The sequence below is a fragment of the Desulfotomaculum copahuensis genome (genome assembly GCF_001655685.1).
Classification (GTDB): domain Bacteria; phylum Bacillota; class Desulfotomaculia; order Desulfotomaculales; family Desulfovirgulaceae; genus Desulfotomaculum_G; species Desulfotomaculum_G copahuensis.
The window spans coordinates 69,348-90,319 of the sequence record NZ_LYVF01000009.1; the positions used below are offsets into that span (position 1 = coordinate 69,348).

At 61.4% G+C, this 20,972-nt stretch carries 20 protein-coding genes; 13 read left to right on the plus strand and 7 right to left on the minus strand.

Going from position 1 to position 20,972, the window contains the following annotated elements; translation table 11 throughout:
• Positions 1 to 159: 159 nt before the first annotated feature.
• Entirely contained in the window at positions 160 to 633 is a 474-nt protein-coding gene (gene lspA / locus A6M21_RS01015) for a signal peptidase II (RefSeq protein ID WP_066666039.1), read from the plus strand.
• A complete protein-coding gene (locus A6M21_RS01020) occupies positions 620 to 1,564 on the plus strand; it encodes an RluA family pseudouridine synthase (protein WP_066666040.1) in 945 nt (314 codons plus the stop codon). Before lspA ends, A6M21_RS01020 begins: the two co-directional genes overlap by 14 nt.
• Here the strand turns inward: A6M21_RS01020 and A6M21_RS01025 are convergent.
• From A6M21_RS01025 to A6M21_RS01040, 3 genes are all read right to left on the minus strand, one after another.
• The gene (locus tag A6M21_RS01025; RefSeq protein WP_242868721.1) at positions 1,561 to 2,016 is read right to left on the minus strand and encodes a DUF441 domain-containing protein; all 456 of its coding nucleotides are present in this window, start codon (positions 2,014 to 2,016) and stop codon (positions 1,561 to 1,563) included. The two genes, A6M21_RS01020 and A6M21_RS01025, sit on opposite strands and share 4 nt — an antisense overlap.
• A 146-nt stretch (positions 2,017 to 2,162) precedes the next feature.
• Complete coding sequence (gene comA / locus A6M21_RS01030) at positions 2,163 to 2,918, minus strand: phosphosulfolactate synthase (RefSeq protein ID WP_427854586.1); 756 nt, start codon at positions 2,916 to 2,918, stop codon at positions 2,163 to 2,165.
• 386 nt (positions 2,919 to 3,304) lie between these two features.
• Positions 3,305 to 4,612: an MFS transporter gene (locus tag A6M21_RS01040; protein WP_066666044.1), complete on the minus strand. Its 1,308-nt coding sequence runs from the start codon at positions 4,610 to 4,612 to the stop codon at positions 3,305 to 3,307.
• Positions 4,613 to 4,728: 116 nt separating this feature from the next.
• Here A6M21_RS01040 and A6M21_RS01045 point away from each other — a divergent pair, with 116 nt between their 5' ends.
• The 6 genes from A6M21_RS01045 (at position 4,729) to carB (ending at position 12,516) form a co-directional block, all read left to right on the plus strand.
• Positions 4,729 to 5,004: a YqhV family protein gene (locus tag A6M21_RS01045; protein ID WP_066666045.1), complete on the plus strand. Its 276-nt coding sequence runs from the start codon at positions 4,729 to 4,731 to the stop codon at positions 5,002 to 5,004.
• A gap of 186 nt (positions 5,005 to 5,190) precedes the next feature.
• Positions 5,191 to 5,730 carry a bifunctional pyr operon transcriptional regulator/uracil phosphoribosyltransferase PyrR gene (gene pyrR, locus A6M21_RS01050; protein ID WP_151191741.1) on the plus strand — a complete coding sequence of 180 codons (540 nt, stop codon included), beginning with the start codon at positions 5,191 to 5,193 and terminating at the stop codon, positions 5,728 to 5,730.
• A 43-nt stretch (positions 5,731 to 5,773) separates the two neighbouring features.
• Positions 5,774 to 6,694, plus strand: a complete 921-nt coding sequence (locus tag A6M21_RS01055; RefSeq protein ID WP_066666046.1) for an aspartate carbamoyltransferase catalytic subunit — start codon at positions 5,774 to 5,776, stop codon at positions 6,692 to 6,694.
• Positions 6,687 to 7,976 (plus strand): dihydroorotase, encoded by a 1,290-nt coding sequence (locus tag A6M21_RS01060; protein WP_066666047.1) that lies wholly within the window; start codon positions 6,687 to 6,689, stop codon positions 7,974 to 7,976. Before A6M21_RS01055 ends, A6M21_RS01060 begins: the two co-directional genes overlap by 8 nt.
• A 153-nt stretch (positions 7,977 to 8,129) precedes the next feature.
• Positions 8,130 to 9,209, plus strand: coding sequence for a glutamine-hydrolyzing carbamoyl-phosphate synthase small subunit (gene carA / locus A6M21_RS01065; RefSeq protein ID WP_066666048.1), 1,080 nt, complete (start codon positions 8,130 to 8,132; stop codon positions 9,207 to 9,209).
• Between the two features lie 73 nt (positions 9,210 to 9,282).
• Entirely contained in the window at positions 9,283 to 12,516 is a 3,234-nt protein-coding gene (carB, locus tag A6M21_RS01070) for a carbamoyl-phosphate synthase large subunit (RefSeq protein ID WP_066666049.1), read from the plus strand.
• 133 nt (positions 12,517 to 12,649) lie between these two features.
• Here carB and A6M21_RS01075 read toward each other — a convergent pair whose 3' ends face one another.
• Positions 12,650 to 13,645 (minus strand): polysaccharide deacetylase family protein, encoded by a 996-nt coding sequence (locus A6M21_RS01075; protein WP_066666050.1) that lies wholly within the window; start codon positions 13,643 to 13,645, stop codon positions 12,650 to 12,652.
• Between the two features lie 324 nt (positions 13,646 to 13,969).
• Between A6M21_RS01075 and A6M21_RS01080 the strand changes: the two genes are divergently transcribed.
• The 4 genes from A6M21_RS01080 (at position 13,970) to A6M21_RS01095 (ending at position 17,420) form a co-directional block, all read left to right on the plus strand.
• On the plus strand, positions 13,970 to 14,809 hold the full coding sequence (locus A6M21_RS01080) for a dihydroorotate dehydrogenase electron transfer subunit (RefSeq protein ID WP_066666051.1): 840 nt from the start codon (positions 13,970 to 13,972) through the stop codon (positions 14,807 to 14,809).
• A gap of 156 nt (positions 14,810 to 14,965) precedes the next feature.
• A complete protein-coding gene (locus A6M21_RS01085) occupies positions 14,966 to 15,895 on the plus strand; it encodes a dihydroorotate dehydrogenase (protein WP_078060290.1) in 930 nt (309 codons plus the stop codon).
• A 157-nt stretch (positions 15,896 to 16,052) separates the two neighbouring features.
• Positions 16,053 to 16,784 (plus strand): orotidine-5'-phosphate decarboxylase, encoded by a 732-nt coding sequence (gene pyrF, locus A6M21_RS01090; protein WP_066666052.1) that lies wholly within the window; start codon positions 16,053 to 16,055, stop codon positions 16,782 to 16,784.
• A gap of 135 nt (positions 16,785 to 16,919) precedes the next feature.
• Complete coding sequence (locus A6M21_RS01095; RefSeq protein WP_066666053.1) at positions 16,920 to 17,420, plus strand: YajQ family cyclic di-GMP-binding protein; 501 nt, start codon at positions 16,920 to 16,922, stop codon at positions 17,418 to 17,420.
• A 254-nt stretch (positions 17,421 to 17,674) separates the two neighbouring features.
• On the opposite strand, the gene A6M21_RS01100 is transcribed toward A6M21_RS01095, so the two are convergent.
• Positions 17,675 to 17,845, minus strand: coding sequence for a small, acid-soluble spore protein, alpha/beta type (locus tag A6M21_RS01100; RefSeq protein WP_066666054.1), 171 nt, complete (start codon positions 17,843 to 17,845; stop codon positions 17,675 to 17,677).
• 139 nt (positions 17,846 to 17,984) lie between these two features.
• On the opposite strand from A6M21_RS01100, the gene pyrE reads away from it, so the two are divergent.
• Positions 17,985 to 18,587, plus strand: coding sequence for an orotate phosphoribosyltransferase (pyrE, locus tag A6M21_RS01105; protein WP_427854587.1), 603 nt, complete (start codon positions 17,985 to 17,987; stop codon positions 18,585 to 18,587).
• Here pyrE and A6M21_RS01110 read toward each other — a convergent pair.
• Entirely contained in the window at positions 18,535 to 19,620 is a 1,086-nt protein-coding gene (locus tag A6M21_RS01110) for a response regulator transcription factor (protein ID WP_066666055.1), read from the minus strand. The two genes, pyrE and A6M21_RS01110, sit on opposite strands and share 53 nt — an antisense overlap.
• Complete coding sequence (locus tag A6M21_RS01115; RefSeq protein ID WP_066666095.1) at positions 19,592 to 20,884, minus strand: sensor histidine kinase; 1,293 nt, start codon at positions 20,882 to 20,884, stop codon at positions 19,592 to 19,594. The genes A6M21_RS01110 and A6M21_RS01115 overlap by 29 nt, the downstream gene beginning before the upstream one ends.
• Positions 20,885 to 20,972: the final 88 nt, after the last annotated feature.

Below are 20,972 nucleotides of genomic sequence, written 5' to 3' on the forward strand. Positions count from 1 at the left end.
GAAGGGTGATGTTTCCGGTGCGTGGGTCATGCCGCCGGTTGGCTTCCGGAAGCAGACCGCCTTCGTTTTCATTCCGGGAATAAGCTTTTCCGGTGTGCAAGCTCAATTTTCCCAGGCGCAGGTTCAGTGCGAAAAAAGATCGCCAAAGGGGGAACAACAGTGTCTCTAGTCCTGGTGGCACTGGCCACCTTGTTGCTGGATCAGGCATCCAAGGAACTGGTGCAGCATCTGATGCGGGAAGGGGAATCGGTAACCATTATTCCGCATGTCTTTCATTTGACCTATGTCCGCAATCCCGGGGCAGCCTTCGGCTTGCTCGCTCATCAGACCGCCTTTTTTATCGGTGTGGCACTGCTGGTAGTGGGTGCGGTGGTGGTGGGCTACCGGCGTATTCCGGATGGGCGCCGCCTGTTGCGCTTTTCCCTGGGCCTGGTGGCCGGAGGCGCACTGGGCAATCTGATCGACCGGCTGCGTTTCGGCCTGGTGGTTGACTTTCTTGATTTCCGGGTCTGGCCGGTTTTCAACCTGGCTGATACAGCCATTGTGATCGGCGCCTGCCTTTTAGTCATCGAAATCTGGCGCAGCGACCGGACGGCCGGCCGGCAGGGGATGGATCCCGATGCCGGACATTGAATTTTTCCGGGTGGCGGACGAACAGGCCGGCTGTCGGCTGGACGTTTTTCTGACCGGGGAAAACCCGGAACTGAGCCGTTCGCATATTCAAAAGCTGATTGCCGAAGAGTTGGTGACGGTGAACGGCCGGACCGCCCGGGCCAACTACCGGTTGCATGCCGCAGATGAGGTGGTGCTGCGCGTACCGCCGCCCCGGGAGTTGGCGGTGCAGCCGGAGAACATCCCTCTGGACATCTATTATCAGGATGCGGATTTGGTGGTGGTGAACAAGCCGCGGGGACTGGTGGTGCATCCGGCGGAGGGCAACTTCAGCGGCACGCTGGTCAACGCCCTGCTCTATCATTGCCGTGATTTGTCCGGAGTGAACGGGGTGTTGCGGCCTGGCATCGTCCACCGCCTGGACAAGGACACTGCCGGTCTTTTGATGGTGGCCAAAAACGATGCCGCGCACATTGAGCTGGCCCGCCAGTTGAAGGACCGCCTGGTTGCCCGCCGTTACCTGGCCCTGGCGCACGGCAATTTCAAGGAGGATGCCGGTACGGTGGATGCGCCCATCGGCCGGCACCCCCGGGACCGGCAGCGCATGGCGGTGGTGGCCCGGGGCGGCCGGCCGGCGGTGACTCATTACCGGGTACGGCGGCGCTACGGACAATATACCTTGCTTGAGCTGCGCCTGGAAACCGGGCGCACGCATCAGATCCGGGTCCACCTGGCCTACCTGGGCCACCCGCTGGCCGGGGATTTGAAATACGGCCCGGCACAGACGCATTTGGGTTTGCAGGGACAGTTCCTGCATGCTTATTTGCTCGGTTTCAACCATCCGCGCAGCGGGGAATACATGGAATTTACCGCTCCGCTGCCGGTGGAACTGCAGGCGGTGTTGGACCGGCTGGATATTGGGGGAACGGATGGACCGTCCGGCTTGTGCTAGTGTTTGAGCAGGCGGATTACTTCCATAAACAGGGCGGTGACGCCGGCGGCCATTAACGGTCCCACCGGCACGCCCCCCAAAAAGACAATCCCGAAAATGGAGCCGATGACCAGGCCGAAAATGATTTCCGGCTGCAGTTGAAGCAGTTTCAACCCCTCGCCGTTGAGGTGCGTGGCCAAAGCGCCTCCAAGCAGTGCGAGCAGGCCGGGCAGTGAAGTCAGGTTATTGAGCAGTTCCTTTTCCGGTACCTTGCCGGTGGCCACGGGGACCAGTATGGAAAGCAGCAGGAAGAGCAGCCCCACCTCCAGGCCGCGCCGTTCCAGCAAGGGGAATAAAAAGCCCAGGTTGAAGAATTTCAGGATCAGCAGCACGCAGGCGGCGGTGGCAATGAGATTGGAGCGGGCGATGATGCCGACCAGCAGCAATACCACCAGCAGGGTTACTCCGGGCACTGGCCTTCGCCTCACCTTGGACATGATGTTTTAACATATGCCCGCCGGCCGGCCGATATTACCGGGGCGGACGGCAAAGAAGTGCCGCCCGCATAACGAAAGTTTCTGTCAACGCCGTGCGAAACGCCGGTGCCGGTCCTTGTGTTTTAACCCGCTGCACGCCGGTTCAGGGTGGTTTGCAGGGTATCGGCGCGCAGGCCCACCCGAAGCGCTTCCAGGGCCAGCACTTCGCGGGGCGGAATGTTGCCCAGGTTGACGTCGGGGCCGAAGCGGATGATCAGATCCCGCTGTTGATCCTTGAGCGGGGCTTCCCAAATCAAAGCCCGCGGATCGTCGATCAGGGAAAGCAATTCTTCAAACTCATCGCGAATCAATCGCCCGTTCTCATCGTACAACCCCACGTTGACCCCCGATTCACGCCCCTCCAGAATCACCCGGTAGGCGCCGTACTGCAGATCCTTCCTGACCAGTGCGGCCAGGTCGGCCACCGGTGCGGGCATGCCCTGTTCTTTTTTCCCCACTTCCGTTAAAACCCGCAGTCCAATCTCCGCCGCCCGGGTGATTGCCCGCTCCCGGATTTCCCCGGGCAGGTCAATGGTGCCGTCCGACACCTCCACGGCGGTAAATCCCGTGTTTTGGGCAAGATACAGGTACTCGTCGAGTTTTTCCTGTAAAATCGCCACTTCCATAAATGTGCCGCCGGGGTAAACCTCAATGCCGGAAGACCTGATCAGCTGGACTTTTTCCGCCAGCATTTCCGGAGGGTACAGGGCGGAAGTGCCGAAGCCCAGTTTCCAGAAATCGATATACTGCCCGCCGACATGCAGGATGTCCCTGGTTTCCGCCGGACCGAGACCCTTGTCAATGATCATGGTCAGTCCCTGTTCCCGGGGTTTGGACATTCTTTTCCCCAGGGGGAAGTGCAGCAGTTCCCGCCATGATCCATTTACCGTCCCTTGTTCATTCACGGCATTCATCTCCTTTCGCGGTAACAGTCTGCCGGGGGACTTCCGGCAGGCCGCCTGTCGCCAGTCACCTCCGGATTCAGATTGCCGCCGGAGTTTGCCGTGCTTTTAAATTATTCATTGATTAACGGGAAGGTTACCCTGGCAAAAAAGGCAAAAAAGACCGCCGGCGGACGGCGGAAACGGACCGCAAAACAGCAAACGGCGTGCCTGACAAACCCATGCGCCCCGAAGCTTGCGGCGCATTCCCGGCCGTCACTTTCCGGCCGTCCGGACTCGCCGGCCGGACGGCCCGCCTGGCGCACCAAAAGGGGGAAATACGGTCAAGGCGACGGTTTGCGCGCCGGGCTGAATTCCCAGGCCGGCTTTTGACCGCTGCGGGCGGCTTCCGTCTTGTTCCCGGCGGCGGTTTTTTCCGCCCCGCCGCCGGGGGCGGTCATGTCGCGCACCCGGATCAGCACCGCAGAAAGCAGGGCGGCCAGGGCGGCCAGACCGGCCGTGGAGAAGAACATCAGCGGGCGGCTGTAGCCCAGCAGCAGGCCGAACAGGGGCGGCCCCAGGGCCACGCCCACAAAGCGCACCCCTCCGTAAAGGGAGGTGACCAGTCCGCGTCTTTCGGCGGCAGTGGCGCTGGTGATGATCGTGTTCAGACAGGGCAGGGTGAGTCCGGTGCCCACCCCGGCCAGGGAGACGGCCACGAAAAAAAGCCAGGTGGTCTGGTAAAAACCGAGCACGGCCAGCGAGGCGGCCATCAGCGCCAGCCCGGTCACCACCAGCCATTTCATCAAGGCCAGGTGTTTTTTAATCAAAAGGCCGGTAATATATGAAGTACTGCACATAAACAGGACCGGTACGGCCAGCGCCAGTCCCTTGCGCACTCCGCTCAGCCGGAAGGCGGTTTCCAGGTATTCGGACAGGAAGAAGAGCACCCCGAACAGGAGCAACAGAGCCACGGAACCACCCAAAAAAGAGGTCAGCAGCATGGCCGATTTTTTTTCAAATACGGCGGCGATGGAATGCAGGTACTGGCCCAGGTTCTGTTTGTTCCGGTTGCCGGACGGTTCCCGGATCAAAAGCCAGATCCCCAGCGCCACCGGTATGACTACCAGGGGGAAAAAAAGAAAAGCGGCGAACCAGGTGATCAGGCCGAGCAGGGCGCCCAGCACGGGGCTGATCACTTTGCCCAGGCCGTTGGCCGCCTCAATGATACCCAGGGATTTGGAGCGTTCCGGTCCGGTGAACAGGTCGCCCGTCAGGGCCATGGCAATGGGGGCGGTGCCGGCCGCCCCGATGCCCTGGATGATCCGGGCGCCCAGAATGGCCGGAAAAACGAAGCTCTTTAAAAAGAGGGCGGCCAGGCCGGCGGCAACGCCGCCCAGGCCGTAGATGATTAAAGCGGGGATGATTACCTTTTTGCGCCCGAAACGGTCGGATAAAAAACCGGCAACAGGTATGACCATGCCGGCCGGAATGGAAAACAGGGTGATTAGCAGGCTGACCTTGAAGCCGGTCAGGTGCAGGGCGCCTTTGATGGCCGGTAAAACCGGGATCAGCATCGAGTTGCCCAACACCATGATCAGGGGCACACCGCTTAGAGCGGCCAGCACGGCGGTCCGGTGGGGAGGTTCCATCTGTATCAACGTCCTTTCTGCTGGTCTTATTTTTTCCGCGCCTGACGGGGGTATGCATTTGCCGGGCGGATGCCGCATAAGAAATAAAAGTAAATTTCTGGCAGGAGTTGGTAACAATGTTTTTAATGCTGGACCGGATCGTGCTCAGTATGGCCGCCCTGCGGATTTTGTCCGCCAGCATCGAGTTCAGCGCGGCCATGGGCATGCTCTATTTCAACCGGGTGGAGACGGCCTTTAAAATAAACTGCCTGCTGGCACTGGTCGGTCCCACCGTTTTAATCACCACCACCAGCCTGGGTCTGGCCGGTCTGGCCGGTAAAGTGCCCCTGTCCAGCCTGGTTTTGATCCTGCTCGGCATCGCCCTGGTTTTTACCGGGGTGCACCGTCTTTAGGGCTTGACATTTTCAGCCGGCCGCTGGTAAAATAAACAGGATAATCAAGTCACCTTGAAATCGGTCCCGTGAGGCCGGTAAGGTCGATTGACGTGAGGCGTATTATGCCTGCTTACCGGTGTAAGCAGGCTTTTTTATGTGCATTTTAAATCCATGCCCGATTTTTTACACTTGGGAGGACTGGATATGCGACAAAAAGCACAGATCATGGACCGGGAAGGTATCCGGCGGGCGCTCACCCGGATCGCGCACGAGGTAATCGAGCGCAATCAGGGTACCGGCAACCTGGCCCTGATCGGCATCCGGCGCCGGGGGGTGCCCCTGGCCGCCCGCCTGGCGGAGCGGATCCGGGAAATCGAGGGCAGTTCGGTGCCGGTGGGCACACTGGATATCACCCTTTACCGGGACGATCTGACCACCCTGGCCCAGCAGCCGCTGGTGCACCGGACGGAAGTGCCCTTTCCGGTGACGGATAAGACAATTGTGCTCGTTGATGACGTTATTTATACCGGCCGCACCATCCGGGCCGCCCTGGACGCGATCATGGACCTGGGCCGGCCGCGGCAGATTCAACTGGCCGCCCTGATCGACCGGGGTCACCGGGAACTGCCCATCCGGGCCGACTATGTGGGTAAGAACGTACCCACTTCGCGGCGGGAAGTCGTTTCAGTACGCCTGCAGGAAATAGACGCCGAGGAAAGAGTGCTCATTTTGGAAAAAGAGTAGCAGTTTACATGCAACGGCAGGAGCCGTCGGGGGGAAAGGCGTAATGAAAAAGGATCTTTTGGGCCTGCAGCAGATGACCGCGCCGGAGATCGCACGGATCCTGGACACCGCCGTGCCGATGAAAGAGATCACCGGCCGGCAGATCAAAAAGGTGCCTACCCTGCGGGGGCGCACGGTGGTCAATGTTTTTTACGAACCGAGCACCCGCACCCGCACTTCGTTTGAGCTGGCCGCCAAATATTTGAGCGCCGATACGGTGAGCATTTCCGCTTCAGCCAGCAGCGTGGTGAAGGGGGAAAGCTTGAAGGATACCGCCCGCACCATCTGCGCCATGGGGGCGGACGTGGTGGTGCTGCGCCATCCGATGGCCGGGGCGGCGGAAATGCTGGCGCGTACGGTGCCGGCGGCGGTGATCAACGCCGGGGACGGCGCCCACGAACACCCCAGTCAGGCGCTTTTGGACCTGTTTACCGTGCGGGAAAAAACCGGACGTCTGGATGGATTGACAGTGGCCGTGATCGGGGATATTTTACACAGCCGGGTGGCCCGTTCCGATATCTGGGGCTTTACCACCATGGGCGCCACAGTCAGGTTATGCGGGCCGGCCACCATGATCCCGCCGGGCATCGAAGCCACCGGGGCGGCGGTCTGCCGGAACATGGAACAGGCGCTGGACGGCGCCGACGTGGTGATCATGCTGCGCATCCAGCTGGAAAGGCAGCAGCAGGGATTGTTTCCGGGCGTACGGGAGTATGCCCGTTTGTTCGGCTTGGATGAAAAGCGGCTGGCCCTGGCCCGGCCGGGTGCTCTGGTCATGCACCCGGGACCAGTCAACCGGGGGGTGGAAATATCCCCGGCGGTGGCCGACGGCGTGCAATCGATGATCAATGAGCAGGTGACCAACGGGGTGGCCGTGCGCATGGCCATATTGTACCTGCTGTCCGGAGGTGGCAAGAATGAATAGGCTTTTGCTGAAAGGCGGCCGGGTGATCGACCCCCTGGCCGGGGAAATCATTGCCGCGGACGTTTTCATTACTGACGGCAAAATCGCCGCTGTGGGCCGGGAGCTGACCGTGGAGGAGACGGTGGTGCTGGATGTGTCCGGCAAGCTGGTGGCGCCCGGCCTGATCGACATGCATGTGCACCTGCGCGAGCCCGGCTACGAGGCCAAAGAAACCATCGCCACCGGGACGGCGGCCGCCGCCAGGGGCGGGTTTACCAGTGTGGCCTGCATGCCGAATACCGATCCGGTGGCGGACAACCCGGCGGTGATCGGCTACATCCGGGCAAAGGCACAGACCGAAGGAATGGTGAATGTTTTCCCGGTTGGCGCGATTACCCGGGAAAGCAAAGGGGAGCAACTGGCCGAAATGGCCGCCCTTAAGGAGGCCGGGGCGGTGGCCCTGTCCGACGACGGCCGTCCGGTGGCCGGCGCGGCGATCATGCGCCGGGCCATGCAGTACGCCAAAATGACCGGACTGACCATCATCTCCCACTGTGAAGAACCTTCCCTGGCTGCCGGCGGCGCTATGCACGAGGGGTACATGTCTACCGTGCTCGGCCTGCCGGGCATCCCGGCCGCCGCCGAGGAAGTGATGGTTGCCCGGGATATCATCCTGGCCGAAGCAACCGGCTGCCCGCTGCATATCGCCCACGTGAGCACGGCCGGTTCGGTGCGTTTAATCCGCGAGGCCAAAAACCGGGGGGTGCCGGTGACCGCGGAGGCCACGCCCCATCACTTCACGCTCACCGACGAAGCGGTGGCCGGTTACGATACCGCCACCAAAGTGAACCCGCCCCTGCGTACGGCGGAAGATGTGGCCGCCCTCAGGGCGGGGCTGGCCGACGGCACCATTGATGTGATTGCCACCGACCACGCGCCCCACACCCCGGAGGAGAAAGACGTGGAATACGCCAAAGCGCCCTGCGGTATGGTGGGCCTGGAGACCGCCCTGGGCCTGGTGTGGACGGAACTGGTGGCGCCGGGCGTATTGAGCCCGGTGGAGGCGGTGCGCAGGCTGACTGTCAACCCGGCGCGGGTGCTGGGGATTGCCCGGGGCACTCTGGAGATTGGCGTGACAGCCGACATCACAGTGATTGATCCGGAACTGGAAGCCGTGGTCGACCCGGACCGGTTCGCCGGCAAAGGGCGCAACAATCCTTTTGCCGGGCGTACGCTGCGCGGCCTGGCTGTGCTGACCATAGTCGCGGGCCGGGTGGTTTACGATGCCGGTCCAACCCGGTAATCCGGAGGTAATATACGCGCAGCGGGCGTCCGGCCCGCTGACCCGGCTTGCACCGCGTTTGACAACCGCTGCTCCGCCGGGCCGCCTTACGGACGGCAACCGCCGCAGCGGACTTTGACCCGGTTCACCACCAAATTGGGAGGTGTTGTATGCATGCAGGCAGTACTTGCCTTGGAAGACGGAACCGTGTTTGCCGGCCGGGCCTTCGGCGCCGGTGGGGACAGCTGGGGGGAGGTGGTCTTCAACACCGGCATGACCGGCTATCAGGAGATTCTGACCGACCCTTCCTACTGCGGTCAGATTGTGGTGATGACCTATCCCCTGATCGGCAACTACGGGGTGAATATAGACGACTACGAAGCGAAAAGATCCTTTGTGCGCGGCTTCGTGGTGCGTGAGGACTGCGACCGGCCCAGCAACTGGCGGGCAAGCCATACGCTGGCTGATTTTTTGCGCCGGGAGAATGTGATCGGCCTGTCCGGCGTGGATACCCGGGCGCTTACCCGTCATCTGCGCAGCCGGGGCACCATGCGCGGGGTGTTGAGCACCACCTGTGCGGATGAAGAGGAACTGGTGGTCCGGGCGCGTTCCTGCCCTCAGCTTACCGGCCAGGAACTGGTGCCGGAGGTGGCCACGGAAAAAAGCTATACCCTGGAGGGGAACGGCCCCACCGTGGTGCTGCTGGATATGGGGGCCAAGCTGAACATTATCCGCCATCTGCGGCAGCGGGACTGCCGGGTGGTGGTGGTGCCCCCCGCGGCCACGGCGCAGGAAATACTGGCCCTGGATCCGGACGGCATCCTGCTGGCCAACGGCCCGGGGGACCCGGTGGATGTGCCGGCGGCCATCCGGACGGTGCGGGAACTGATCGGGCGGCGGCCCATGTTCGGCATCTGCCTGGGGCACCAGGTGCTTTCCCTGGCCCTGGGGGCGACAACCTACAAAATGAAGTTCGGCCACCGGGGAGCCAACCATCCGGTGAAGGATCTGGCCACCGGCAAGGTTTATATTACTTCCCACAACCACGGTTTTTCCGTGGCTGAAGATTCCCTGGCCGGCCTGCCGGTGGTTGTTTCCCACCGCAACCTGAACGACGGTACGGTGGAAGGCATCCGGCACACGGACCTGCCTGTTTTTTCAGTGCAGTACCATCCCGAGGCCTCGCCTGGACCGCGGGAATCGGCCTACCTGTTCGACCAGTTTATGGATCTAATGCGACAATACGGGAGGTGACCCGGTAGCCGGTTGCCCGGCCGCCCGGACCGGGGAAAAACCGGACGGCGGCAAGGACGGCCTACCGTTTTTTATGCCGGTTAAACCAGGAATCAAAAAAGTGATGGTCATTGGCTCCGGTCCGATTGTGATCGGGCAGGCGGCCGAGTTTGACTATGCCGGTACTCAGGCCTGCCGGGCACTGCGGGAAGAGGGCCTGGAAGTGGTGCTGATCAACAGCAATCCGGCCACCATCATGACGGACACGCACATGGCCGACCGGGTTTACGTGGAACCCCTGACAGCGGAATTCGTCGCCCGGATCATCGGGCGGGAAAAGCCCGGCGGCCTGCTGGCCGGCCTGGGCGGCCAGGTGGGTTTGAATCTGGCGCTGGAGCTGGCCGGAGCCGGGGTGCTGGAAGCCAACGGAGTGGAATTGCTGGGCACTTCCCTGGCAGCCATCCGCCGGGCCGAGGACCGGGAAGAATTCAAAGCCACCATGGAGCGCACCGGGGAGCCCGTGCCGGCCAGCGCGATTGTGAACAGTGTGGAGGAAGCGGTGGCTTTCGCCGGCCGGGCCGGTTTCCCCCTGGTGGTGCGGCCGGCCTACACCCTGGGCGGTTCGGGCGGCGGTATGGTTGACAACCGGGAGGAGTTGGCGGCCACTGTCACCCGGGGGTTGAAGGCCAGCATCATTCACCAGGCGCTGATTGAAAAGAGCCTGGTGGGCTGGAAGGAAATCGAATTCGAGGTGATGCGCGACGGCTCTGACAACTGCATCACCATCTGCAGTATGGAAAATATCGACCCGATGGGCATTCACACCGGGGACAGCATCGTGGTGGCGCCGGTGCAGACCCTGACCGACAAGCAGTATCAGATGCTGCGCAGCGCCTCCCTGAACATTATCCGCGCTTTGGGGGTGGCCGGGGGCTGCAATGTACAGTTCGCCCTGGATCCGGAAAGCGACCGCTATTACGTGATTGAAGTGAACCCGCGGGTGTCCCGTTCTTCCGCCCTGGCCTCCAAGGCCACCGGCTACCCGATTGCCAAGGTTTCCAGCAAAATTGCCGTCGGCCTGAACCTGGACGAAATCAAAAATGCGGTCACCGGCAAGACGTATGCCTGTTTCGAGCCGGCACTCGACTATGTGGTAGTCAAGTTCCCCCGCTGGCCCTTTGATAAATTCAGCCTGGCCGACCGCACCCTGGGCACACAGATGAAATCCACCGGCGAAGTGATGGCCATCGACCGGACACTGGAAGGGGCACTGCAAAAGGCGGTGCGCTCACTGGAGACCGGGCAGGACGGCCTGCTTCCGCCGGAGATGGCCGGGCATGATGATGCCCGGCTGGAAGAAATGCTGTCCCGGCCCGGGGACATGCGCCTGTTTGCCGTGGCCGAAGCGCTGCGGCGGGGCATGCTGAAAGAACGCATCCACCGTTTGAGCGGCATTGATCCCTATTTCCTGAACAAGCTGGAAAATATCGTGGAGATGGAAAAGGCGCTGTACCGGGCGGGCCGGAACGGCCTGACCGCGGATGTTTTGCGCCGGGCCAAGGAAACGGGTTTTGCCGACACCCGTCTGGCCCGGGCGTCCAAATGCCCGCCGGAAGAAATCAGGGCGCTGCGCCGCCGGCACGGCATCGTCCCGGCATATAAGATGGTCGATACCTGCGCCGCCGAATTCGAGGCGGTGACGCCCTATTACTACTCCTGTTACGACGGTGAGGACGAAGCGGCCGCCGGCGGCCGGCGCAAGGTGGTGGTGCTGGGCTCGGGTCCCATACGCATCGGTCAGGGGGTGGAGTTCGACTACTGCTCGGTGCACTCGGTATGGGCGCTGCGGGAAGAAGGGATCGAGGCGGTGATCATCAACAACAACCCGGAAACGGTGAGCACCGACTTCGATACCGCCGACCGGCTGTACTTCGAGCCGCTGACCCCGGAAGATGTGCTGCACATCCTGGGAAAGGAGCGTCCGGAAGGCGTGATCGTACAGTTCGGCGGGCAGACGGCGATCAACCTGGCCGCGCCGCTGGCCGCAGCCGGCATACCCGTACTGGGCACAGCGGTGGAGGACATCGACCGGGCGGAAGACCGTGAACGTTTTGATCAACTGCTGGCGGAACTGGACATCCCCCGGCCGCCGGGACGGACGGTTTTTTCGGCGGCGGAAGCGGGTGAGATAGCGGCGGAAACCGGCTTTCCGGTACTGGTGCGGCCTTCCTACGTGCTGGGCGGACGGGCGATGGAAATAGTCTATAATCAAGCAGAACTGTTCAACTATTTGAATACCGCCGTGCAGGTTACTCCCGAGCACCCGGTGCTGGTGGACAAGTACCTGCAGGGGGATGAACTGGAAGTGGACGCCATTGCGGACGGAGAAACGGTGCTCATTCCGGGGGTGATGAAGCACATTGAGCGTGCCGGTGTGCATTCCGGGGACAGCATTGCCGTTTACCCCACCGCCCAGATCAGCCGGGAGGTCAAAGAGTTGATGGTGGATTACACCACCCGCCTGGCCCGGGCTTTAAACGTGCGGGGCATGGTTAATATCCAGTATGTGCTTCACGAGGGGAGGCTGTACGTGCTGGAGGTCAACCCCCGGGCCAGCCGTACCGTGCCTTACATGAGCAAGATCACCGGCATTCCCATGGTCAACCTGGCCACGAAGGCGATCATGGGGCGCAAATTAAAAGCATTGGGCTACCGGGGCGGTTTATACCCGGAGGGAAATTTTACCGGGGTGAAGGCGCCTGTGTTCAGCTTTGCCAAGCTGCTTCAGGTGGATATCGCCCTCGGGCCGGAAATGAAGTCCACCGGTGAAGTGATGGGGGTGGATACGGACTATGCGGCGGCCCTGTACAAGGCGCTGGTTGCGGCCGGTTACCGCATTCCCGGGGACGGCACGATTCTGGCCACCATCGCCGACCGGGATAAAAAAGAGGCGCTGCCCGTCTTAAGAGGGCTGGCGGATCTGGGGTATAACATTTGCGCCACCGCCGGCACGGCGGCATACCTTTCCGGCGCCGGCCTGGCCGTGGAACAGGTGAACAAAGTGCGCGAAGGTTCACCTCACATTGAAGATTTAATCCGGGCGGGGAAAATCCACCTGGTGCTGAGCACACTCACCCGGGGCAAAGAGCCGGAACGGGACGGCTTCCGCATCCGCCGGGCGGCGGTGGAGCACGGCGTGCCCTGCCTGACTTCCCTGGACACCGCCTGGGCCATGCTGGAAGTGCTCACCTCGATCAAAGAGGGGGATATAATAGAACCGGTACCCCTGCAGGCGCTGCCGGCCGGCAGACAGATCCGGGACGCATAAATGCGTTGTCTGAACGGCCGGTTTCCGGCAGTTTCCGGTGGGTGCCGCCACGGGAGATGGCGGACGCTCCGCTCCGGCGGGGATAACCGCTTGTGGTGTAAAGATGCTTGCCGGTGCATGAGCGCACCCGCTCTTAAATGGTGTCCGTCAGCAAGATGGTCTGGCCGGTCAAGGCCGGATGGAACAGGTAAAGAGTTTCCTGCCATTGATGCGGGGGAGGAAGCAGGGCGTACTTGTTCAGGTTTTTCAGCAGTATGTCCGGCGTTATGCCCGGGCTGCCGGCATTGATACGTCTGATGTGGACCGGACCGGTGAATTGATCGTCCAGTCCCTTGTCAATAAAATAAAAGTATTTATAGCCCAGTGATTCCCCGATGCGCATGGCGGCCGGGCTGGCCGCCCCGTAGGGCCAGGAAAACTGATCCACCGGCCGGCCCAGTTCCTTTTCCATGATCTCTTTGGCCTTGAACAGGTCGCTGTGTACCCGGCGCTCATATTCGGCCTGCGTTTCCCGGCGGTGCAGCTTGGCCAGCCAGATTGGTCCGGCCAGGGCGGGGCGCAGGTTCCGGCCGGCCGGTCCCGGTGAGGTTTGCGCCAGGTAGTGGTTGTCGTAGGAATGGGGATAGAAGCTCATGTCGTGCTCCTGCATTTCCCGCATCTGCGCCCAGGTCAGTTTCGGTACCTGCTTCCAGTTCATCCGGGTGTGTGTATCGGCACCCGCTCCCACGGCGCTGACGATGATGAAGCAGGTGCCCGGCATATGGCGTTCCCGCAGGGCGGGATAGGCGTATTTGTAAAACGATTCATAGCCGTCGTCAAAAGTGATCACCACCGCCCGGGGCGGTACGGCCGCCCGGCCGGACAAAAATGCGGCCAGTTGCGGCGAGGAAATGACATGATAGCCGTTTTGCTGCAGGGCATCCAGATGTGCGGCGAACAACCGGGTTGTGATGGTGGAGGTGCTCCGGGCGGTATTGCTGATATGATGGTACATCAGCACGGCAACCCGGTTTTCGTAGGTATTGGACTGGTAAGCGGCCGGTACGGCGGCGTGCGCGTGGATGTTGAAAGGAAGCAGCCAGGGAAGTGTCAGGACCAGCAGGGTTTTGGCGAATAAGGAGAGATTCATTTTTATTTTTGCCTCCGTTTTCCAAGTCCAACTTTGCGCAAGCGGTTATCCGGTTAATGATCATACCGGACCGGCCGTGCAGCCGGGCGGATCCTTTCCGCAGGCGGAACCGCCAAAACTATAGAAGCTTGATTGTGTGCAATCAGGCCGGATCAGTTGCGCCGGCGCTGTCTCCGGGTGTATATATATACTCGACAAAGTAGCTATTTATTCGCCACAGCTGTCAATTATTCCTTTAATAGCCGGGGCGCCGGCACAAATTTTTTCCGGCGATCAGTTTCCTGTGCCGGTACGGAATCAACCTGATTACTGGAGTGTGAACGGATGGTCTCGTTAAAAAGTGCCGTGCTGGCGGAAGTGCTGGAAAACAGGGAGGTGGCCGCCGGAATTCGACTTTTGTGGCTGGATGCGCCGGCGGTCTGTCGCGCCGCCGCACCGGGGCAGTTTGTACATGTCCGCTGTGCGGAAAACCTCGATCCCCTGTTACGCCGGCCTTTGAGCATCCATGCCGTGGAGCGGGGAAAGGGACGGATGGCCCTGCTATACCAGGTGGCGGGACGGGGAACGGCCTTGCTGGCCGCCAGGCGGCCCGGTGACCGCCTGGATGTTTTGGGGCCGCTGGGACACGGCTTTACCATACCAGCGCCGGGGCGGCGGATGGCGCTGGTGGGGGGCGGCATCGGCGCAGCGCCGCTGTTTTTTCTGTGCCAGGAACTGGCGGAACGGGATGTTTCCGGTTATATACTGGCCGGCGCCCGCAGCCGGGAGCAGTTGATTGTGCCGTCACTCCCCGCGGCCGGACCACCGGATGAATGGCTCGCGCCGGGCCGGTTTGTCCGGCGGGCGGCGACGGACGACGGTTCTGCGGGCCATCACGGTCCGGTGACGGATTTGCTGGCTCCCCTGCTGGCCGGCCGGGAGGTGGATGCGGTTTACGCCTGCGGGCCGCGGGGCATGCTGCAGGCGGTTTGCGCACTGCTCAAGCGGTACCGGGTGCCCGGCCAGGTCTCCCTGGAGGAACGGATGGGCTGCGGCGTGGGCGCCTGCCTGGCCTGCGCCTGCCGGACGGCCGGGGAGGACGGGCGTCCGTCCGGTTACCAGCGGGTTTGCGTGGAGGGGCCGGTGTTTGCGGCGGATGCGGTGCTCTGGGAAGACCGGATTTGATGCCAATTCCGGTACCGCCGGGCGTGGAGCGGCCGTGCCATTCCGTTCCCGGCGGAAACGGACCTTCTTTACACCGGCCCGACTTTTCCCGCAGTGGCGGTTTATGGCGGTGGGGTGAACGCCTGCCGCATTCTTTGATGAAGGAGTTGTTCAGGAGTGAGCAGGCCCGGTCTGGCCGTAAATGTCGCCGGCATCAGGATGAAGAACCCGGTGACCACCGCTTCGGGCACATTCGGCTTTGGGCCGGAATACGCGCCCTATGTCGACTTGAACCGGTTGGGGGCGATCGTTGTCAAGGGGACCACCTTGAAGCCGCGGGCAGGCAACCCCCCGCCGCGTATTGTGGAGACCCCGGCCGGCATTTTAAACGCGATCGGTTTGCAAAACCCGGGCGTGGAGCATTTTATTGCCGAAGCACTGCCCTACCTGCGGCAGTTTGACCTGCCGGTGATTGTGAATATCGCCGGTGATACGGAGGATGATTACGCCCGCCTGGCAGCCAGGCTGGAGCGCGCGCCGGGGGTGGCCGGCCTGGAAGTGAACATTTCCTGCCCCAACGTACACAAGGGCGGCCTGCAGTTCGGCGTGGATCCGGAGGCTGCGGCCGGTGTGGTGCGGGCGGTGAAGGCGGTTACCACCCGTCCGGTGATCGTCAAGCTGTCGCCCAATGTAACCAGCATCGTGGAAATAGCCGAAGCCGCCGCTGCCGCCGGTGCCGACGCCCTCTCCATGATTAACACTTTGCTCGGCATGGCCATCGATATCAAGCACCGCCGGCCGTTTCTGGCCAATGTGACCGGCGGCCTTTCCGGTCCGGCCGTCCGCCCGGTGGCCGTGCGGGCGGTGTGGCAGGTGTACCGGGCGGTGAAGCTGCCCATTATCGGCATGGGCGGCGTGGTTACCGCGGCGGACGCCCTGGAACTGATCATGGCCGGCGCCACCGCCGTGGCCGTGGGCACGGCCAGTTTCGTCAACCCGCGGGCGGCCATGGATGTCATTGACGGCCTGGAAAAGTTCATGACCGACAACGGCGTCCGGGATATAAACGAACTGGTGGGAGCGGCGCACGGGAAAGACGGAAAATAGCCCGGGCAGGGAAGGAAGCGGCGGCGGGAAGCCCGGACAAGACACCGCGCGGCAATACCGGTGGAAGTTCATGCCGGGGAAGGATAAACAGGGCGGTTCCGAACCGGCGGTAAATTCAAAAACCCGGTGGTCCGGGGGATGGGGGAGGCGTGAATGATTGGAGCTTGACAAGGCACGGGAAAAGTTGATTGTGGCGCTGGACGTGGATACAAAGGAGCAGGCGCTGCAGCTGGTGGAGCTGTTGCAGCCGTACGCGGGGATGTTCAAAACCGGTATGCAGCTTTTTTACAGCGCCGGGCCGGCGGTGGTGAGCGTCTTAAAGGAGCGGGGAGCCGGGGTCTTTCTGGATCTGAAACTGCACGACATACCCAATACGGTGGGGCATGCCGCGGCTGTCCTCACCCGGTTGGGAGTGAGCATGCTCACGGTGCACGCCGCCGGCGGGGCGGCCATGATGCGTGCCGCCGCCGCCGCGGCCGGGGAGGAAGCGGACCGGCTGAAAATCCGCCGGCCGCGGGTGCTGGCCGTGACAGTGCTCACCAGCATCGATGAACAGGCTTTCAACCGTGAATTGGGTCTGTCCGGGACGGTGCAGGACCGGGTGGCCGCCTGGTCCGCCCTGGCCCGGGAGTGCGGGCTGGACGGAGTGGTGGCCTCGGCCCGGGAAGCGGCGCTGGTTTGCCGGGAATGCGGGCCGGACTTTCTCGTTGTCACTCCGGGCATACGCCCGGCCGGCGCTGGCAGCGGTGACCAGCGTCGAATCATGACTCCGGCCGCGGCGCTGGCCGCCGGAGCGAGCCATCTGGTGGTGGGCCGTCCGGTGACCGGGGCGCCGGATCCGGCGGCGGCGGCACGGGCGCTGCTGGCGGAAATGGCCGGCGCCGTTTAAAAAGCCGGGCTCAACCGGTTTATTAAACAACATGCCAAACCGCCCGGCGTTTCAACCCGCCGTAACAGGTTTCATTTGGCTCTTTCCGCTTCTTGTGGTATAATGCTGGCTGAAAGTTGTGGGAGGTGGCGAACAATGGCAGCGAAGGAAAATTCCTTTGACATTGTATCTCAAATAGATTTGCAGGAAGTGGACAACGCCGTCAATCAGGCGCGGCGTGAAATCGGCACCCGTTTTGACTTCCGGGGCAGCAAGTGCGGCCTTGATTTTGACGGGAAAGAAATCATTTTGCACGCCGATGATGATTTCAAGCTGAAAAGCCTGGTCGACGTGCTGGAGCCCCGCCTGCTCAAACGCAAAGTGGATTTGAAAGCGCTGCGTTACGGCAAGGTGGAAAAGGCGGCCGGCGATACGGTGCGCCAGCGGGTGGAACTGATTCAGGGGCTGGACAAGGAGATATCGGCACGGATCATCAAGTTGATCAAGGGGAGCAAACTGAAAATACAGGCGTCTTATCAGGGCGATCAGGTGCGGGTGAGCGGCAAAAGCCGGGACGACCTGCAGGCGGTGATCCGCCTGATCAGGGAGCAGGAGTGGGAAGTGCCCCTGCAGTTTATCAACATGCGAACTATGTAACCATCCCCGGGTAGGGGTAACAAGACCGGGTTTGTCCAGGGCCGGTTTCCGGCGCCTGAACGGTGGCGCCCTTTCCGGTGGCATTTTCCGGCGCCGGACCGCCTGCACCGTTTTCCGGCCTGGCGGGGTTTTCGCCCGGCCGGCATGCTGTTTCCGGATGCGGTTTCCGGACGGCTTTTGCCGGGGCCGGGCCCGGCACGGGATGTGATGTGAAAGGGACGCGCCCGAAGGCGCATCCCCCGCTGCTGTTGCCCTTACATCATCGCCCGTTCGGCCCTTTCGATGGCCAGGCGGACCAGGTTGCCGCAGTTCCGCGAGGAAACGCCGCCCCAGCCCTCTGTACGCACGGTGCCGGCCACTCCGAGTTCTTCGGCCAACTCGTACTTCAACCGGTCGGACATCAAGCCCCCACGCCGTCTGCTCATCAGCCTGCCCCCTTTTTTCCGGGCAACGCAGCATTTTTATTATGCCTTTGACGGGCAGTTTCAATGCTTTAATAAATTTCTTGTTTTATCCTGAATTTGCCGGCATATTTATGCGTTGCAAAAATTTTTCGAGGTGATAATTTTGACATCACAGGAAGTGTTGCAAATCTTCGAAAAAACCGGAGCCATGCTCAAGGGGCATTTCCTGCTCACCTCCGGCCGGCACAGCGACCGCTACTTCCAGTGTGCCCGGGTGCTGCAATACCCCCGTTACTGCGAAGAGCTGTGCCGGGAACTGGCCGCCCCCTTTCAGGGGCGGGAGATCGGCGTGGTCGCCGGGCCGGCCATGGGAGGCATCCTGGTGGCCTATGAAGCGGCCCGGGCGCTTCAAGCGCGTAATATTTTCGCCGAACGGGAAAACGGGGTCATGACCCTGCGCCGGGGGTTCCAACTGGCGCCCGGTGAACGGGTGCTGGTGGTGGAAGACGTGGTGACCACCGGCGGCTCCGTACGTGAAGTGATCGACGTGGTGCGCCGGGCCGGCGGTCTGGTGGCCGGAACGGCCGCCCTGGTCGATCGCAGCAACGGCACGGTGGATTTTGGCGTCCCCTTTCATGCCCTGGTGACGGTGCCGGCGGTAAGCTATGCGCCGGAGGAATGCCCCTTATGCCGCCGTGGCCTGCCGGCCGTCAAGCCCGGGAGCCGTCAGCCTGCCCCCGCGCACGGAACTCCGAAGGCGTGACCCCTTCACGCTTTTTGAATACGGCGGTGAAATAGCTGTTATTTTTGAATCCCACCGTGGTGGCAATCTGGTCGATGGTCTGATCCGAGGCAATGAGCAGTTCCTTGGCCCCTTCCAGGCGCAGGGCGGTAAGGTGCTCGACAAAACTGGAGCCGGTTTTCTGTTTGAACAGGCGGCTTAAATAGGCCGGGCTCAGATGAACGTAACCGGCCGCTTCCTCCAGGGTCACCCCCCGGCTGTAATGCCGGCGCATATACTCCTGCACCCGCCGGATCACCGCCCGGTCGCCGGTGGCGTTATGCTCCTGCACCCAGCTGATGTGCACCCGGTAGACTTTTTCCGCCCAGGCCACCAGTCCGGGCAGGCTGGAAATGTTTTTTATTTCCCTGGCCAGATCGTTTTGCTGGGATGATACCGCCACCTCGCCGGCGCCGGCGGCCAGCAGGCCCTGGCCGGCCGTGACCAGCATTTCAAAGGCAAAAGCAGCCAGTTGTTCCCGGTCCGGGTGGCCCGTTTCCGATAGAAAGCCGTCGACAAGCCTGTTTACGGACTGCCGGGCGGTACCGGCATCACAGTAGCGAATGGCCTTGACCAGATCGGACGCGGCGGCGTTCAAAGCCGGGGCGGTGGCCAGGAAACGCTCCACCCCGGGCGGCTGTGCCTCCAGCCCGGTGATGACCCGGTCCAGGGCTTCGGCCAGTACTTCCGGCTGTACCGGCTTCAATAAATAGTCGGAAACCTTGTTCTTAATGGCCTGTTGGGAGTATGAAAACCGGCCGTGGGCAGTGATAATGATCACTTCCACGGCGGGGTTTTTTGCTTTAATCCGGGCGGTGGCCTCCAGTCCGTCCATGCCGGGCATGCGTATATCCATCAAAACAATGTCCGGGTTGAGCATTTCGGCCAGTTCCACTGCCTCCTTGCCGTTGGCCGCCTCCCCCGCCACCCTGACCGGGCGGCCGCAGTTTTCCACCAAATGACGCAGGAACTTGCGTTCCAACTCCTCATCTTCCACCAGCAATATGCTGTACATCATTCAATCCCCCTGTTTTGACCGGTCCGTTGACCGGCAGCAGCATGCGTACGCGGGTTTCTCCCGGTCTGCTTTCCAGGAGCAACCCGAATTCGCGGCCAAAATGAATCTTGAGCCTTTCATCGACATTGCGGAGGCCGATACCGCGTTCCGTCCGCCCGGGCAGGGCTAACTGCGGCCGTTTTAGATTCAGGCGCAGCGTCTCCAGTACGGCGGGCGGAATGCCCACCCCGTCGTCCACCACATGGATTTCCACCCGGTCTTCCCGCGCCTGGGCGGTAATCAACAGGCCGCCCGTACCTTCCTTGGGCTCCAGACCATGAATGCAGGCGTTTTCCACCAGCGGCTGCAGGCTTAAAAAAGGCACCGGCAGGTCCAACAACCGCTCGTCGAGATCAATACGCGTTTTCAGACGCTCCCCGAAACGGGTTTGCTGAATGGTTAGATAGCTTTGTACATATTTCAGTTCCTGGTGCAGCGGCACCAGTTCCGCCGGGTGCTGCACATTATAGCGCAGCAGGTTGGACAGGGCGTAAAGTGTCTTTAAAGCCTTGTCGTTTTCATGCAAAGTGACCAGACTGGTGATTACATTTAATGTGTTAAAAAGAAAATGCGGTTTGATCTGCGCCTGCAGGTTTTTCAATTCCGCCATGCGCAGGCTGTTTTCCAGTTCGGCCCTGGTTTTGGCCTCATGCATGGAGCGCAGTTTTTCCCTGTTTTTCTGTTCCTGGACACTGGCCCGGTAAATCAACTCGGTAATATAGTTGACCACGTACTGAATGAGCTGGGAGGCTGCCTGGCATTTTTCCGGGGTAAAAACCTGAATCTCCTGGAAGGTTTTGATCAAATGTTCCCGGTCCAGCCCCAGATCGGCGGTGGCGCGCAGCATTTCCCCGATACCTTGCTCTCCGGGAGGGGTCAGGTGCATCTGACCGCAGGTAATCGACCCCCAGAACTGTTCATTCACCACCAGCGGTACGGCCATGAGCATGATCCCGGCATGACAGGTGCCGTAACACACCTCTCCGGTGGCTGCCGTCTTGAAGCCTACTTCGGCGTTTGAGCGGATGCAGCGTCTCAATCCTTCCGGCGTGGAGCGGACGCTGGAACAAAAACCGTAAAAAAACTCATGTTCCACCAGCGGATTTCCGTCTACATCATTGATATCAATGGTAATGTCGGTGGCGTTGGTAAAACTTTCAATTATCTTCAAGAACTTGTCCCGTTCAATCAGATGCAGCAGGTTTTCCCGGCTGTAGCGCATACAGATTCCTCCCGTTCCTGAAACAATTATAACAAATTTGCCGCCCGGCGGGTATGTTAAGGTTTTCCGGCCGGAGGGGGTAAAAATA

Excerpts from the sequence above, each read along its gene's own strand:
- pyrR (WP_151191741.1), top strand. The coding sequence starts at position 5,191 with ATGCGACAAAAAGCACAGATCATGGACCGGGAAGGTATCCGGCGGGCG.
- A6M21_RS01115 (WP_066666095.1), bottom strand. The coding sequence starts at position 20,884 with ATGCGCTACAGCCGGGAAAACCTGCTGCATCTGATTGAACGGGACAAG.
- A6M21_RS01075 (WP_066666050.1), bottom strand. The coding sequence starts at position 13,645 with ATGAATCTCTCCTTATTCGCCAAAACCCTGCTGGTCCTGACACTTCCC.
- A6M21_RS01020 (WP_066666040.1), top strand. The coding sequence starts at position 620 with ATGCCGGACATTGAATTTTTCCGGGTGGCGGACGAACAGGCCGGCTGT.
- comA (WP_427854586.1), bottom strand. The coding sequence starts at position 2,918 with ATGTCCAAACCCCGGGAACAGGGACTGACCATGATCATTGACAAGGGT.
- A6M21_RS01045 (WP_066666045.1), top strand. The coding sequence starts at position 4,729 with ATGTTTTTAATGCTGGACCGGATCGTGCTCAGTATGGCCGCCCTGCGG.
- A6M21_RS01060 (WP_066666047.1), top strand. The coding sequence starts at position 6,687 with ATGAATAGGCTTTTGCTGAAAGGCGGCCGGGTGATCGACCCCCTGGCC.
- A6M21_RS01040 (WP_066666044.1), bottom strand. The coding sequence starts at position 4,612 with ATGGAACCTCCCCACCGGACCGCCGTGCTGGCCGCTCTAAGCGGTGTG.
- A6M21_RS01080 (WP_066666051.1), top strand. The coding sequence starts at position 13,970 with ATGGTCTCGTTAAAAAGTGCCGTGCTGGCGGAAGTGCTGGAAAACAGG.
- carA (WP_066666048.1), top strand. The coding sequence starts at position 8,130 with ATGCAGGCAGTACTTGCCTTGGAAGACGGAACCGTGTTTGCCGGCCGG.
- A6M21_RS01110 (WP_066666055.1), bottom strand. The coding sequence starts at position 19,620 with ATGTACAGCATATTGCTGGTGGAAGATGAGGAGTTGGAACGCAAGTTC.
- A6M21_RS01055 (WP_066666046.1), top strand. The coding sequence starts at position 5,774 with ATGAAAAAGGATCTTTTGGGCCTGCAGCAGATGACCGCGCCGGAGATC.
- A6M21_RS01095 (WP_066666053.1), top strand. The coding sequence starts at position 16,920 with ATGGCAGCGAAGGAAAATTCCTTTGACATTGTATCTCAAATAGATTTG.
- A6M21_RS01100 (WP_066666054.1), bottom strand. The coding sequence starts at position 17,845 with ATGAGCAGACGGCGTGGGGGCTTGATGTCCGACCGGTTGAAGTACGAG.
- carB (WP_066666049.1), top strand. The coding sequence starts at position 9,283 with ATGCCGGTTAAACCAGGAATCAAAAAAGTGATGGTCATTGGCTCCGGT.